The organism is Sphingomonas lenta (assembly GCF_002288825.1).
Lineage (GTDB): Bacteria > Pseudomonadota > Alphaproteobacteria > Sphingomonadales > Sphingomonadaceae > Sphingomonas > Sphingomonas lenta.
Genome location: NZ_NSLI01000001.1, coordinates 439,869 through 454,345, shown reverse-complemented (window position 1 = coordinate 454,345; position 14,477 = coordinate 439,869). Strand labels below are relative to the sequence as shown.

At 69.7% G+C, this 14,477-nt stretch carries 14 protein-coding genes; 6 read left to right on the top strand and 8 right to left on the bottom strand.

Features of this window, described 5'->3' with window-relative positions; translation table 11 throughout:
- Positions 1-2: 2 nt before the first annotated feature.
- The 6 genes from CKY28_RS02135 to CKY28_RS02110 form a co-directional block, all read right to left on the bottom strand.
- Positions 3-626: a glutathione S-transferase family protein gene (locus CKY28_RS02135; protein ID WP_095996674.1), complete on the bottom strand. Its 624-nt coding sequence runs from the start codon at positions 624-626 to the stop codon at positions 3-5.
- A 106-nt stretch (positions 627-732) separates the two neighbouring features.
- Complete coding sequence (locus tag CKY28_RS02130; protein WP_095996673.1) at positions 733-1,554, bottom strand: class I SAM-dependent methyltransferase; 822 nt, start codon at positions 1,552-1,554, stop codon at positions 733-735.
- A gap of 232 nt (positions 1,555-1,786) precedes the next feature.
- Positions 1,787-2,857, bottom strand: coding sequence for a recombinase RecA (recA, locus tag CKY28_RS02125; RefSeq protein ID WP_095996672.1), 1,071 nt, complete (start codon positions 2,855-2,857; stop codon positions 1,787-1,789).
- Positions 2,858-3,204: 347 nt separating this feature from the next.
- Positions 3,205-4,029 carry a 4-(cytidine 5'-diphospho)-2-C-methyl-D-erythritol kinase gene (locus tag CKY28_RS02120; protein WP_095996671.1) on the bottom strand — a complete coding sequence of 275 codons (825 nt, stop codon included), beginning with the start codon at positions 4,027-4,029 and terminating at the stop codon, positions 3,205-3,207.
- A gap of 42 nt (positions 4,030-4,071) precedes the next feature.
- Positions 4,072-5,715, bottom strand: coding sequence for a tetratricopeptide repeat protein (locus CKY28_RS02115; RefSeq protein ID WP_245841504.1), 1,644 nt, complete (start codon positions 5,713-5,715; stop codon positions 4,072-4,074).
- On the bottom strand, positions 5,690-7,345 hold the full coding sequence (locus CKY28_RS02110) for an electron transfer flavoprotein-ubiquinone oxidoreductase (protein ID WP_095996670.1): 1,656 nt from the start codon (positions 7,343-7,345) through the stop codon (positions 5,690-5,692). Before CKY28_RS02110 ends, CKY28_RS02115 begins: the two co-directional genes overlap by 26 nt.
- Positions 7,346-7,461: 116 nt before the next feature.
- On the opposite strand from CKY28_RS02110, the gene CKY28_RS02105 reads away from it, so the two are divergent.
- The 4 genes from CKY28_RS02105 (at position 7,462) to CKY28_RS18485 (ending at position 11,035) form a co-directional block, all read left to right on the top strand.
- Positions 7,462-8,178 carry a uracil-DNA glycosylase gene (locus CKY28_RS02105; RefSeq protein WP_245841502.1) on the top strand — a complete coding sequence of 239 codons (717 nt, stop codon included), beginning with the start codon at positions 7,462-7,464 and terminating at the stop codon, positions 8,176-8,178.
- The gene (locus tag CKY28_RS02100) at positions 8,175-9,968 is read left to right on the top strand and encodes a lytic transglycosylase domain-containing protein (RefSeq protein ID WP_095996668.1); all 1,794 of its coding nucleotides are present in this window, start codon (positions 8,175-8,177) and stop codon (positions 9,966-9,968) included. The genes CKY28_RS02105 and CKY28_RS02100 overlap by 4 nt, the downstream gene beginning before the upstream one ends.
- On the top strand, positions 9,955-10,482 hold the full coding sequence (gene moaB / locus CKY28_RS02095) for a molybdenum cofactor biosynthesis protein B (protein ID WP_095996667.1): 528 nt from the start codon (positions 9,955-9,957) through the stop codon (positions 10,480-10,482). Before CKY28_RS02100 ends, moaB begins: the two co-directional genes overlap by 14 nt.
- A 382-nt stretch (positions 10,483-10,864) precedes the next feature.
- Entirely contained in the window at positions 10,865-11,035 is a 171-nt protein-coding gene (locus CKY28_RS18485) for a hypothetical protein (protein ID WP_176472920.1), read from the top strand.
- On the opposite strand, the gene CKY28_RS02090 is transcribed toward CKY28_RS18485, so the two are convergent.
- A complete protein-coding gene (locus tag CKY28_RS02090; RefSeq protein ID WP_095996666.1) occupies positions 11,032-11,370 on the bottom strand; it encodes a VOC family protein in 339 nt (112 codons plus the stop codon). The genes CKY28_RS18485 and CKY28_RS02090 overlap by 4 nt on opposite strands.
- Before the next feature lie 56 nt (positions 11,371-11,426).
- On the opposite strand from CKY28_RS02090, the gene CKY28_RS02085 reads away from it, so the two are divergent.
- A complete protein-coding gene (locus CKY28_RS02085) occupies positions 11,427-12,500 on the top strand; it encodes a PA0069 family radical SAM protein (RefSeq protein ID WP_095996665.1) in 1,074 nt (357 codons plus the stop codon).
- Between the two features lie 50 nt (positions 12,501-12,550).
- Entirely contained in the window at positions 12,551-12,742 is a 192-nt protein-coding gene (locus CKY28_RS02080) for a hypothetical protein (RefSeq protein ID WP_095996664.1), read from the top strand.
- A 153-nt stretch (positions 12,743-12,895) separates the two neighbouring features.
- On the opposite strand, the gene CKY28_RS02075 is transcribed toward CKY28_RS02080, so the two are convergent.
- Positions 12,896-14,476 (bottom strand): long-chain fatty acid--CoA ligase, encoded by a 1,581-nt coding sequence (locus CKY28_RS02075; RefSeq protein ID WP_095996663.1) that lies wholly within the window; start codon positions 14,474-14,476, stop codon positions 12,896-12,898.
- Position 14,477: the final 1 nt, after the last annotated feature.

The following is a 14,477-nucleotide window of genomic DNA, read 5'->3' as shown; positions in this document are numbered from 1 at the left end:
GCTCAGGCATAGGCGTACGGCCCGCCCTTGGCGAGCGCCGCCTTGTAGGCGGGGCGGGCGTGGACCTTGTCGAGCCAGGCGATCGTGTGCGGGCGGCTCCCGTCCAGGCCGCCGCGGGACCGGGCGGCCTCGAGCGGGAAGTTCATCATCACGTCCGCCGCGGAGAGCTGATCGCCCGCAAACCAGGGACGGGTCGCCAACTCGGATTCGATGAAGTCGAGGTGCGTGTCGATCATCGGTTGGATGCGCTTGATCGCCTGCTTGCCGAGCAGGGGCACGCGGCTCAGCACGAGCTTGACGAGCAGCGGCGGCATGACCGAGCCCTCGGCGTAGTGGAGGAAGAAGCGGTAACGGAGCGCCGCGTCGCGGTGCGGCGGGGGGCCGAGCTTCCCGTCGGCGAGCTCGACCAGATACTCGACGATCGCGCCGGTCTCGGCGACGACGCGGCCCTCATGCTCGATGACGGGCGACTTGCCGAGCGGGTGCACCGCCTTGAGCTCGGGCGGGGCGAGCATCGTCTTCCGGTTCCGCTCGTAGCGACGGATCTCATACGGGAGCCCCAGCTCCTCCAGCATCCAGAGCACGCGTTGCGAGCGGGAGTTCTCGAGATGGTGGACGGTGATCATGGGCAAGGTTCCTGAGCCGGTGCATCTCCCTAGACCAGCTAGTCGGCCCCGCGGAAGTCCGGGCCCGGGCACCGGGACGACGATGGCGTGCCCGGCGTTGCGAAGCTCAACCGCGAGGGCGTGCGAACCGACCCCATAGTTCGGGCATCAGCAGCGGAACCAAAGCCTTGCCTTTCCGACGCCTGCTCCAGTCAGGAACGATGAAGGACTGGTATATGGGGACTTCGCAACCCTGCATGACGGCGCGCTTCGTCAGGAACCGACGCAGGAAGACGTTGCGCTGCAGGGCCGCGGCGTAGGTGGAAACCCACCGATCCTCGCACAGATACAATTTGTTGAAACCGATCGCGAAGGGGACCAGGGGCCGTTCGCGCGTCGCGAACCAGCCGAAGTAACCGGCCGAGACGTCGGGCCATTCCGTACGAAGAAAGTCGTCGAGCGCGATCACCCCATGCGGAGCGAGCACGGCTTCGGCCAGTCGCAAATCGCTCCGCACGATTTCCAGCCAGTGCCCGCCGTCGACGCTGAAAAGGCGGACCGGCCCCACGGCGTCCATGATGTCCGACGGCTTCACCTCCTGGGACGATCTGGAGTCGATGACTACGCGGTCGGCGGCTACGCCGAAGCGGGTCAGGTTCGCTTCGAGCATCCGCCGATCGCCCTTGCCCGACCGATCCTGGTTCATGTGCTGGGCGTCGAAGATGTCTATACCATAGGCCCGCTCTTCGGGTCGCAGCCCCAGGCAAAGTTCGATCAGGCATTTGCCGTGGTGGATCCCGATCTCGGCGACGGCGCCGCCCAGCTCCGCCTCGACCTGGGCCAGGAGCATCGTCATGATGATCTCGGCATCGACGCGGGCCAGCCAACCCTGGACGCGCTTACGCTCTCTGGCCGCATAGCTTCTCAGCCCGGCGTTCTGCTGAAGCATAGCACCCCCTGCCGATTCCTGCCGACGCAAAAAGTAGCATAGGTTTACTTACGACAGAACCCCGCACGCGAGAACCGACGCACGGGTGAGTGATCGCGGGCAAAGGCGAGTGGGAGGTAACGGAAGGTCGGCGCAAAAAGAAAGAGCCCTCCGTCACCGGCGGGCCCTCACCCTGCTCGCCTGCAGCGAGCTGTCCCTCTCCCGCGAAAGCGGGAGAGGGTCTTAGGCTGACTTAAAGGTCGTCGCCCTCGCTCGGACCGACCATCAGCTCCTCCGACACCTCGTCGGTGCGGCCGCGGATGGCCTTTTCCAGGCGCTCGGCGACCTCCGGATTGTCGCGAAGGAACGTCTTGGCGTTCTCGCGGCCCTGGCCGATGCGCATCGAGTCGTAGGAGAACCACGAGCCCGACTTCTCGACCAGCCCGGCCTTGACGCCGATGTCGATTAGCTCGCCGAGCTTGCTGACGCCCTCGCCGTACATGATGTCGAACTCGACCTGCTTGAACGGCGGCGCGACCTTGTTCTTGACGACCTTGACGCGGGTCGTGTTGCCGATGACCTCGTCGCGATCCTTGACGGCGCCCGTGCGACGAATGTCGAGACGGACCGACGCGTAGAACTTGAGCGCGTTGCCGCCCGTGGTCGTCTCCGGCGAGCCGTACATGACGCCGATCTTCATGCGGATCTGGTTGATGAAGATCACCAGGCACCGCGAACGGCTGATCGTGCCGGTCAGCTTGCGGAGCGCCTGGCTCATGAGGCGCGCCTGCAGGCCGACATGGCTGTCGCCCATCTCGCCCTCGATCTCCGCGCGCGGAACGAGCGCGGCGACCGAGTCGACCACCAGCACGTCGATCGCGTTGGAGCGGACCAGCGTGTCCGTGATCTCCAGCGCCTGCTCGCCCGTGTCGGGCTGGCTGACGATGAGGTCGTCGATGTTGACGCCCAGCTTCTTGGCGTAGACGGGGTCGAGCGCGTGCTCCGCGTCGACGAAGGCGGCGGTGCCGCCCATCTTCTGCGCCTCGGCGATGGCGTGGAGCGCGAGCGTGGTCTTGCCCGAGCTCTCCGGCCCGAAGATCTCCACGATGCGGCCGCGCGGCAGGCCGCCGACGCCCAGCGCGATGTCGAGGCCGAGCGAGCCGGTCGAGACCGCCTCCACCTTCATCGCCTCGCGCTGGCCGAGCTTCATCGCCGAGCCCTTGCCGAAAGCGCGGTCGATCTGAGCCAGCGCCGCGTCGAGCGCCTTTTGCCGGTCTGCGTTCGCGGTCGCCATGCCGTCGATTACCTTTAGAGAGGTTGCCATGTCCTGTTCGTCCTCGTGGCTATAGCAATCACGCGAAACCATCAACGCGCGTGCTGTCATTTACACTCTGTCGTAAGCAGGAACAAGATAGGAACAGAGCAGCACGATACAAGGAATTTTCCTTCCCGTAGGGGAGGAAAAAGCGCGCGACCGAAAGCAGAAACGAGAAAGGGCGGCCGCGCGGACGGCCGCCCTTTCGTGCAATGGCGCGCGGGGACCGCGGACCACCGACGGATGCGCGAGGTTTCCCCTCCTCGGACCCGTCTCGAAACACATTGCAAGCAGGATGCCACCTCGAACGCCAGCGCTAATTGGGCGCGACCGTCCCGGCGCGGCACGGCCGCGTGTCAGGCCAGTGCCGTTTCGAGACGCCACCAGCCCCGCTCGGCGACCGCATCGCGTGCCACGGCGCGTGCGCGCTCGTCCTCGAACAGCGCGAAGCAGGTCGCGCCGGAACCGGACATGCGGGCGAGCAGCACGCCGGGCTGCGCGGAGAGCAGCGCGAGCACCTCGTCGATCTCGGGCGCGAGTGCGCGGGCTGCGGGCTCCAGGTCGTTGCGGCCGGCGCGCGCGACCGAAAGCGGATCGCCCCCGCCCAGCGGTCCGCGGTCGGCGCCGTCCCAGCGTGCGAACACGGCGGCGGTGGAGACGGGCACGCCTGGATTGACGAGGAGGACGGGCAGGCTCGGCAGCCCGGGGACAGGCCGAAGCGCGTCCCCCCTCCCCCGCCCGATCGCGGTGCGGCCGAGCAGGCAGGCGGGAACGTCGGCGCCGAGTTCCGCGGCGAGGGCGTGAAGGTCGGGACGGTCGAGCGGCACCCCGTGCAGCCTGGCGAGCGCGCGCAGCGTGGCCGCCGCGTCGGCCGAGCCGCCGCCGATGCCCGACGCGACCGGCAGGTTCTTGGTGAGCGTGATCGCGTGGGGGCGGGTCACGCCGAACGCGGTCGCGAAGGCTTGGGCGGCTCGGGTGACGAGGTTGTCGGTCGACTCCTCCAGGGCGGCGGCGAAGGGTCCGGCGATGGCGAAGCGGTTCGCTTCGGCGGGGGCCAGTTCGATCAGGTCGCCGTCGCGGCAGAAGGCGAACAGGGTCTCCAGGTCGTGGTAGCCGTCCGGGCGACGAGCTCGGACGTGGAGGGCGAGATTGAGCTTGGCGGGGGCTGGTTCGCGGATCACGGGCGCGCCATAGCGAGCGCGTCCCCTTCGAGGGAGGGGCAGTTAAGGCAGACCCGTCACAGCCTTCTCGCTCAGCCGCGCCTTGTCCTTCGCATCCGCCACCACCGCCGCGGCCCGCCACGCGTAGCGCGCCTCGTAGCGCCGGCCGAGCGCCCAATAGGCGTCACCCAAATGCTCGGCGATCTCGGCGTTGCCCGGCTCGCCTTCGGCCGCGCGTTCCAGCAGCGGCAGCGCGCGGCGCGTGTCGCCCGTGAGATGATATGCCCAGCCGAGCGAATCGGTGATGGACGTGTTTTCCGGCGCGAGCTGGTGCGCGCGCTCGAGGAGGCGCGTGGACGCCTCCCTCGCCTCACCGCGCGTGATGCGGGCATAGCCGAGATAGTTCAGCGCGAGCGGCTCGTCGGGGGCGAGTTGGACCGCCCGCGCGAGCGCATCGCGCGCGGCCGGCCAGTCGCCCGCCAGCTCCAGAGCACCGCCGAGCTGCATCCAAGCGTCCCACTCGCCCCTGCCCTCGCCCTCCGCGATGCGGCGGTAGAAGGGAACCGCCTCCGCCGGGCGGTCGGACGCGGAGAGGAGGTCGCCGTAGAGCTGCCAGTCGTTGCGGCCGCTATCTCCGCGCTCGGCGAGCCGGCGCGCGTCGGCGAGCGCTTCCGCGCGGCGGTTCGCGCCCGTGAGGACGGTGATGCGGGCGGAAGCGGCGGCGGAGCCGAACGGGCTGTCATTCCCGATCTCGCCCAGCACGGCGAGCGCGCGGTCGGTCGCGCCCGCCTTGGCGAGCGCGTTGGCCAGGAGCAGGCGGGCGCGGTCGTTGCTGGGGTCCGCGACGAGCGCGGCGCGGGTGAGCGTGATGCTGAGCAGGTTGGGCTCGTCGCCGCCCACCAAGTCGGACGCGACGCGCGCGAACAGGCGCGACACGCCGAAGCCGGGCGACGGCTTCACCGGCGCGCGCGCGAGCGCGTCGGCGATGCCGGACTGGTCGGCGGGAAACAGCCGGCGCGCGAGCTCCGGCTTGCCTGCGCCGCCCAGTAGCTGCGCCGCGGCGATGCGGACGTCCATCGCCGCGCTCGCGCCGCCGAGCGACTGAAGCTGTTGAAGCCCTTCGTCCGCCCGACCCGCCGCGATGAGCAGGAGCACGCGCGCTTCGGTGGCCAAGCGGCGCGCGACGGGATCGGTCGCGCTCTCGAGAACCGGCATCGGATCCTGCCCACGCGATTGCGCTACCCAGGCGCGAACCACGGGCGCGAGGATGACGAGCCGGCCGGCGCCGAGCTTCGCCGCAGCGGCTTCGACCGCGGCCGTGTCGCCCGCGCGCGCGGCTCGGGCCGCGGTGAGAAGCGTTGCATCCTCCGGGGCGACGCCGGCCTTGTCGAGGATGGCGAGCGCGCGGGCGGCGAGCTGAAGATCGCCGGCGGCGAGCGCCTCGCGATAGGCGCGGATCGCGACGGCAGGGTCGGACGCTTGCGTGAGTGCGCGGGCGTAGTCGGCGGCGGCGCGGTCGACCTCGCCGCGACTGTCGGCGACGCGGGCGCGGAGATAGGCAGCGAGTCCGCTGGTGTCTGCGAGGGCCGGCGTGGGGACGAGCGCCAGACCAAGCGTGAGCGCACCGCGGCGAAGCCGCGTCGTCGACCGTCGGCGAGCCGACGCCGGCCGCGCTGGCGCGCTACATATTCGGGTAATTAGGCCCACCCCCGCCCTCCGGCACGACCCAGTTGATGTTCTGCGTCGGGTCCTTGATGTCGCACGTTTTACAGTGGACGCAGTTCTGCGCGTTGATGACGTACTTCGGGTCGCCCTCCTCTTCGCCGACGACCTCGTACACCCCTGCCGGGCAGTAGAGCCGCGACGGCTCGTCGTAGAGCGGCAGGTTGTACTCGATCGGGCGCGACGGATCCTTGAGCTGGAGGTGGACGGGCTGGTCCTCCTCGTGGTTGGTGTTCGACAGGAACACCGAGGACAGCCGGTCGAAGGTGAGCACGCCGTCGGGCTTGGGGTACACCTTCGGCTTGACCTGGTCCTTGCGCCACAAGGTCGTGTGGTCGGGCTTGAGCTTCATGGTGAACGGCATGCGGACGCCGAAATGCTCGAACCACATATTGACGCCTGACAGGCCGGACCCGGCGAAGTCGCCGAACTTCTTGACCAGCGGCGCGACGTTGCGGGCGACGGACAGCTCCTTGTACAGCCAGGACGCGCGGAACGCCTGCGGGTAGGCGTAAAGCGTGTCGCCCTCGCGGCCCGCCCGGATCGCCTCGAACGCCGCCTCGGCGGCCATCATCGCCGACTTCTGCGCGCCGTGAACGCCCTTAATGCGCGGCACGTTAAGGAAGCCCGCCGAGCAGCCGATCAGCGCGCCGCCGGGGAAGACGAGCTCGGGGATGGCCTGAAGCCCGCCCTCGTTGATGACGCGCGCGCCGTACGCCACGCGCTTGCCGCCCTCCAGCAGCTCGGCGACCGCCGGGTGCGTCTTCCAGGTCTGCATCTCGTGGAAGGGCGAGACGTACGGGTTGGAGTAGTTGAGCCAGGTGACGAAGCCGATCGACACCTGCCCGTTCGCCTGGTGGTAGATCCAGCCGCCGCCGTTGGTGTGCTCGTCGAGCGGGAAGCCCTGGGTGTGGATGACGCGGCCGGGCACATGCTTCTCGGGCGCGATGTCCCACAGCTCCTTGACGCCCAGGCCGTAGGTCTGGGGCTGGCTGTCGCGATCGAGATCGAACTGCCGGATGACCTGCTTGGTCAGGTGCCCGCGCGCGCCCTCGGAGAAGAAGGTGTACTTGGCGTGGAGCTCAAGGCCGGGCTGGTAGTCGGGCTTGCGCGTGCCGTCGCGTGCGACACCCATGTCGCCGGTCGCCACGCCCTTCACGCGCCCGTCCTCGTGATAGAGGATCTCGGCGGCGGCGAAGCCGGGGAAGATCTCGACGCCCAGCTCCTCGGCCTTGCCCGCCAGCCAGCGGCAGAGGTTGGCGAGCGAGGTCGTGTAGGTGCCCTTGTTGTGGAGGAACGGAGGCGTCCACAGGTGCGGCAAGTTGACCTTACCCTTCTTGGTCAGCACCCAATGGTAGTTCTCGGTCACCGGCGTTTGCGCGAGCGGGCAGTCGGTGTCGCGCCAGTCCGGGAACAGCTCGTCCATCCCCTGCGGATCGATCACCGCGCCCGACAGGATGTGCGCGCCGACCTCCGAACCCTTCTCGAGCACGCAGACGGACAGCTCCTGGCCGTTCTCGTTGCTGAGCTGCTTCAGCCGGATCGCGGCGGTCAGGCCGGCGGGACCGGCACCGACGATCACGACGTCATAGGGCATCGACTCGCGTTCGCTCATTCCACTCTCCTGGCCACGGCCCCGTAACGATCGGGCGCGGGCGCGTTTCGTTCCGTCTTGTTTCGGCGATGGGGCAGGTTGACGTGAACGTCAACCTTCGCTCAAGCCCGCATATAGTGAGCGAGGTCGCCCAATACGACCGGCAAGTGCTGGAATCCGCGCTGGAATGGTGGCGCGACGCGGGCGTCGACCTGCTCGTCGAGGATACTCCCCGCGACTGGTTCGCGAAGCCCGCCGCGTCTCCTCCCGCGCCCACCGCCGAGCCTGAGAGCACCGACCTGCCGCCGGGCGAGTGGGACGCGTTCCTGGCCTGGCGCGGGGGCGAGCACGCGCCTGAAGCGCGCTGGATCGGGCCCGCGGTACTGGCGAGCGGGCCGGCACCCGCGGCCGTCATGGTGCTGTCCGACGTGCCCGACCGTGAGGATTGCGCGGCGGGCAAGCTGCTGTCGGGCGAAGCGGGGCGGCTGTTCGACCGCATGCTCGCCGCGATCGGCCTGTCGCGCGAGTCGGTGCACCTGGCGTCGGTCTGCGCCAAGCGCCCCACGGGCGGGCGGGTCGGCCGCGACGACCAGGCGCGGCTGGGCGAGCTGGCGCGCCACCACGCCGGGCTCGTCGCGCCCAAGCGGCTGCTGCTGATGGGCGATACGGCGAGCCGTGCGGTGCTCGGGATGAGCGTGCTGGAGGCCAGGGGACGATTGCACCCCATCGACCATAAGGGTGGCCGGTCGGAGGCGGTCGCGAGCTTCCACCCGCGGTTCCTGTTGGAGAACCCGGGCCGGAAGCGCGAGGCCTGGGCGGACCTGCAGTTGCTGATCCGGGGAACGGGGAAATGAAGAACAAGCTCCTCTTCACGTGCGCCCTCGCGCTCATGGCCGAGCCGGCGCTGGCGAACGAGGCCGCCGAGCCCCCCGCCGCGGCGGCCGCGCCGCGCACGCAGATCCCGGCGCAACTCGACGCCGAGCAGCGCGACGGGTACCGCGCGGCGTTCGCGGCGATCCGCGACGGGCGCTGGCTCGACGCGCAGCTCGCGCTCGACGCGCTGAAGCCGGGACCGCTCCACGCAGTGGCGCGCGCGGAGCTGTTCACCGCCAAGAACTCGCCCCGCGCCGAGTTGGAGCCTCTGGTCGCGCTGCTGAACGAGGCGCCGGAGCTGCCCCAGGCGGAGGCGCTGGCGCGGCTCGCGCGGACGCGGGGCGCCGAGGAACTGCCGCCGCTGCCGACCGCGCAACGGCTGATCTGGAACGACGGCGCGCCGCGTCGGGTGCGCGCCAAGGCGGTCAAGAGCGACCAGATCGCGGCCGACCTGGCCGACAGGATGCAGCCGCTCGTCAAGGCGGACTTGGGCGTAGAGGCGCAGGCGCTGCTGGAGGCGACGCCCGGCCTGTCGCCCGAAGCACTGACCGAATGGCAGGCGCGCGTCGCCTGGATCTACTTCCTGCGCCACGACGACGTGAACGCGCGCGCCATGGCCGCCAAGGCCGAGAACGGCTGGGGCGAGTGGGCGGTGCAGGCGCGCTGGACGAGCGCGCTGTCGGCGTGGCGCACGGGCGATTGCGCCGCGGCGGCGCAGGGTTTCGAGAACGTCGCGGCGCGCGCCGGCGACGTCGATCTGCGGGCGGCCGGCCTCTACTGGGCCGCGCGCGCGGACATGGCGTGCCGCCGGCCCGACCGCGTCGAAGCACGCTTGAAGAACGCCGCGCAGTTCTCCGAAAGCTTCTACGGCCAGCTCGCCCGCCAGACGCTGGGCATGAAGGCGGCGGTCGCGCCAAAGACGGGGCTCGTCGCAGGCGACTGGGCGGCGCTCGACAGGCGGCCCAACGTCCGCGTCGCGGCCGCGCTGGTCGAGATCGGCGAGGCCGGGCTGGCCGACGACGTGCTGCGTCACCAGGCGCGGATCGGCTCGACGACGGAGTTCCCCGGCCTGCTCCGCCTGGCCGAGACGCTGGACCTTCCCGACACGACGCTCTGGCTCGCGCACAACTGCCCGGCCGGGTTCCGCCCCGCCGCCGAGATGCGCTATCCCGTACCGACCTGGAAGCCGGACAGCGGCTGGCGCGTCGACAAGGCGCTCGTGTTCGCGCACACGCTGGAGGAGTCGCGCTTCCGGCCGACGGTGGTCAGTCCCGCGGGCGCCTACGGCCTCATGCAGATCATGCCGGCGGCCGCGATCGACTTCGCGCGCGAGCGCGGGCTGCCGGGCATGGACCGGAGCGTGCTGTCCAAGCCGTCGACCAACATGGACATCGGCCAGCGCCACCTGGAGCGGCTGCGCGACATGACGCAGACCACGGGCGGGCTGCTGCCCAAGGTGATCGCCGCCTACAATGCCGGCGCGACGCCCGTGGGCGAGTGGAACCATCTGATCCGCGACGGCGGAGACCCGCTGCTCTACATCGAGTCGATCCCGTATTGGGAGACGCGCGGTTACGTCACGACCGTGCTGCGCAATTATTGGATGTACGAGGGCGTGGCGGGCAAGGCCGGTTCCACCAGCCGCAAGGCGCTGGCGCAGGGCATGTGGCCGCGCTTCCCCGGCATGACGGGTGCGACGGCGGTGCGGATCAACGCGCAGCCGACCGCCACTGCGACGGCCGGCGTCGGCCCGACGAATGCCAGTCGATGAGACGCGGCCGTTCAGGCCCGTCCGCATCGCCGTCCTGACCGTGTCGGATACGCGAGGCCCCGCCGACGACCGCTCGGGCGATACGCTCGTCGAGCGACTGACGGCGGCGGGGCACGAACTCGCCGACCGCGCGATCGAACGCGACGACGCCGACGCGATCGTCGCGAAGCTGGACGGCTGGATCGACGACCCGACGGTCGATTGCGTCATCACGACGGGCGGTACGGGCGTGACCGGGCGCGACGTGACGCCCGAGGCGATCAGCCAAGTCGCCGACAAGATGATCCCCGGCTTCGGCGAGCTGTTCCGCTGGCTGAGCTACCGGACGATCGGCACCTCCACCATCCAATCACGCGCCTGCGCCTGTGTGGCGCGGGGCACCTACATCTTCGCGCTACCGGGCTCGACCGGGGCGGTTAGGGACGCGTGGGACGGCATCCTTCAAGACCAGCTCGACAGCAGGCACCGGCCCTGCAACTTCGTCGAGCTCATGCCGCGATTGATGGAGCGGTAGTCGAGCCGGAGCCGCCTGCGATCGGGGCCGACACTCGCTTGACCGCATTTAACTATCGCTAACAACCCAAGTGAACGCGAGACGTCATCGCTGCGGTTATGTGATCCGCGTCGCGACCGGATGATGCAACCCTCGTTCATCCGGTCTTTGACAACCCGGCCCGTTCTCCCAAGCGGCTCGGGACGCACGGCGGCGGCCGTCCTTCCTGCACCGGACCGCCGCCGTGCTCTTTTCTGGCCGGGGAACGTTCCGGAAACGGAACCGGGGCTCGGTCGTGACGGTTGAGAGGTCCCGAGGGGCATTCGCCATTTCGGGCCGATGACGACGCCGCGCGCCGGGTTAGCGGTGACGCGTGCGCGCTATGGAGAGAGCACGAGTTTCGATGAACAAGAACGACGTCGCGTACTTTTATCGGCGGGCGGAAGCGGAACTGGAGATGGCGCAGACGGCCCAGCACCCGGCCGCGGTGAAGGCGCACTACCTACTCGCGGCGCATTATCTCGACAGCCTGCACGAGGCGGGGGAGCGCCGGCCGGAGGAGCTGGCGGCCTAGGCCGCGGGCTGCATCGCCGCGAGCTCGTGGCCGGCCGGGTCGCGGAAGTGGAAGCGGCGACCGCCCGGGAACGAGAAGATCGGCAGCGTGATCGTGCCGCCCGCCGCCTCGACGCGGGCCAGCGCGGCGTCGAGGTCGTCCACCTGGATGACCGGCAGCAGCGCGGCGGTCGTTTCGGCCGGATCGCCTTGGAGTCCAATATCCGTGTCGCCGGTCATGGTCGCCGAGTAGCTCGGGCCGAAGTCGGTGAACGTCCAAGCGAACGCGTCCGCATAGAAGCTGCGCGCTTTCGGTAGATCCTGCACTGGCAGTTCAAGGTAGTTCAGGCGTGCCATATCGTCCTCCTCACTCGTTCTTGCTATGTTCTGGCTCGCCCGCTAGCCTGCCGTCAATGGCTAAGACTCGGGCCGTGCGCGGGGCCACGCTGAATGCGGAGAGCCGCCGCTGCAACCTTCCGCACACGCAAGCGGACGGGGATTGGCTCGACGCGCGCGAGGCGCTGGACGGCGCTCCACCCCCTCTCCGGACGATGGTGACCGTCGAGCATCCCAAGACGATCATCAGCCGCAACCGGTCGCCCGACGTGCCGTTCGACCGATCGGTCAACCCGTATCGCGGGTGCGAGCACGGCTGCATCTACTGCTTCGCGCGGCCGAGCCACGCGTTCCATGATCTCTCGCCGGGGCTGGATTTCGAGAGCCGGCTGTTCGCTAAGCCCGCCGCCGCCGCTCTGCTGCGCGCCGAGCTCGCCAAGCCCGGTTATCAGGTCGCGCCGATCGCGCTGGGGACGAACACCGACCCGTACCAGCCGATCGAGCGCGAGTGGCGGATCACGCGATCGGTCGTCGAGGTTCTGGCGGAGTGCCGCCACCCGCTGACGATCACGACCAAGTCAGACCGCGTGGTGCGCGACCTCGACCTGCTCGGGCCGATGGCGCGCGACGGCTTGGCGGCGGTCGCCGTGTCGGTGACGTCGCTCGATCCCAAGGTGGCGATGACCGTCGAGCCGCGTGCTCCGCACCCCGAGCGGCGGCTGCTCGCGGTACGCAAGCTCGCCGAGGCAGGCTTGCCGGTGTACGTGTCGATCTCGCCGGTGATCCCGGCGATCACCGACGGCGAGATGGAGGCGCTAGTCGCGCGCGCGGCGGAGGCGGGCGCGACCGCGGTGGGCTACATCCCCGTGCGGTTGCCTTGGGAGGTCGCGCCGCTGTTCCGCGCCTGGCTGGACGAGCACTTCCCCGAGCGGGCCGGCAAGGTGATGTCGATGGTCCAGTCGATCCGGGGCGGGCGCGACAACGATCCGAACTTCTTCACGCGCATGCAGGGTTCGGGGCCCTGGGCTGATCTGTTCCGGGCACGGTTCCGGCTGGCGGCGCGCAAGCACGGGCTGGACGGGGCGCGGATCGGGTTGCGCTCCGACCTGTTCCGGCCGCCGCGGGGCTCGCAAGGCGAGCTGTTCGACTGAGGCAACCGGGGTGGGCGTCCGGCCGTTGTCTGGGCTGAAAGGAACGACGCATGACCGACAAGCGAGACCTGCCCGACCCCGCCGCCCAGCCCCTCAGCCCCAACGACGCCGACCGCGAGGGCGCGGGTTCGGGCGCGGCGACCGGCGCCGAGCCGAGCGAAGACGCGGGCGCCGGCTACGGCAACCACGCCGCGCCGGACCTGGAGGGCGAGCCGGGGGATATGAGCAAGGACGGGCGCTGACGCTCAGCGCTATCCGCCTTACCGTCATGCCGGACTTGATCCGGCATCCATGCGCGTCGGCTTGTCCGAGAGCACCATTACGAACGAGCGTGCCGCGCGTGGACCCCGGGTCAAGCCCGGGGTGACGAGTTGAGGAACCGAGGACGAGCGGCCCTAAGCCGCCGCCAACCGATAGTCTTTGTACCGCTCCCTGAGCGCCGTCTTTAGCAGCTTGCCCGTCGCGGTATGCGGCAACTCGTCCACGAACACGATCTCGTCCGGCAGCCACCACTTGGCGACGTGCTGCGCCAGATGCGCCGTAATCTCGTGCGCGGTGACCTCCGCGCCGGGCTTACGCACGACCAGCAGCAGCGGGCGTTCTTCCCAGCGGGGGTGATACACCCCGATCGCGGCAGCCTCCGCCACGCCGGGACAGCCGACCGCGGCGTTCTCCAGCTCGACGGAGCTGATCCACTCGCCGCCCGACTTGATCACGTCCTTGGCGCGGTCGGTGATCTGCATGGTGCCGTCCGGGTGGAGCACGGCGACGTCGCCCGTGTCGAACCAGTTGTCCGCGTCCACCGCGTCCGCGTCCGCCTTGAAGTAGCGGCTGACCACCCAGGGGCCCCGGATCTGAAGGCGGCCGCTGGACTGCCCGTCGCGCGGTTGCACCCGGTCCTCGTCGTCGACGACCCGCAGTTCGACGCCGAACGGCACGCGGCCTTGACGCGTGACCTCGTCGACCTGCTCCTCGAACGTCATCTCGTCCCAGTTCACCGGCGGCGCACCCATGGTGCCGATCGGCGACGTTTCCGTCATGCCCCAGGCATGGTTGACGCGCATGCCCATCCGCATGATCCGCTCGATCATCGCGCGCGGGGCCGCGGAGCCGCCGATGGTGACGAGCTTCAGGTGCTCCGGCTGGTCGCCGGTCGCGTCCATGTACTGGAACATGCCGAGCCAGACGGTGGGCACGCCCGCCGAATGCGTCACGCGCTCGCGGTTCATCAGCTCGCAGATCACCTTGGGCTCGTTCACCGCCGACATGACGACCTTACAGCCCGCGAGCGGCGCGGCGAAGGGCAGGCCCCAGGCGGCGGCGTGGAACATGGGCACGATCGGCATCACGACCGAGCGGCAGCTGAGGTCGAAGACCGAGGGCTGCACCTCCGCCATGGCGTGGATCAGGCTGGAGCGGTGCGTGTAGAGTACGCCCTTCGGATTGCCCGTCGTGCCGCTGGTATAGCAGAGCATGCACGGGTCGCGCTCCGGCCCTTCGACCCAGGCGTAGTTCCCGTCCTCGGCGTCGATCAGCGCGCGTAAGGAGTCCTCACCCTCGCCGTCCATGACGACGTAGCGCTCGATCGTCGTCCAGCGGTCGCGCAGGCGGTCGACGATGGGCTGGAACATGCGGTCGTAGAAGAGGACGCGATCCTCGGCGTGGTTGGCGATATATTCAAGCTGGTCGTCGAACAGGCGCGGGTTGATCGTGTGGATCACGCCGCCCATGCCGATGACGCCGTACCAGGCGACGAGGTGGTGCGCGTGGTTCATCGCCAGCGTCGCGACGCGGTCGCCGGGCTTGACGCCGAGCCGCTCGAGCGCCTGCGCTAACTTGCGCGCATCCCTGGCGACACCGGCCCAGTCCGTCCGCGTCTCCGAGCCGTCGGCCCAGCGCGACACGATCTCGCGCGTCCCGTGCTCGCGCTCGGCATGGTCGATGAGCCGCGGTACCCGCAGCTCGAAATCCTGCATT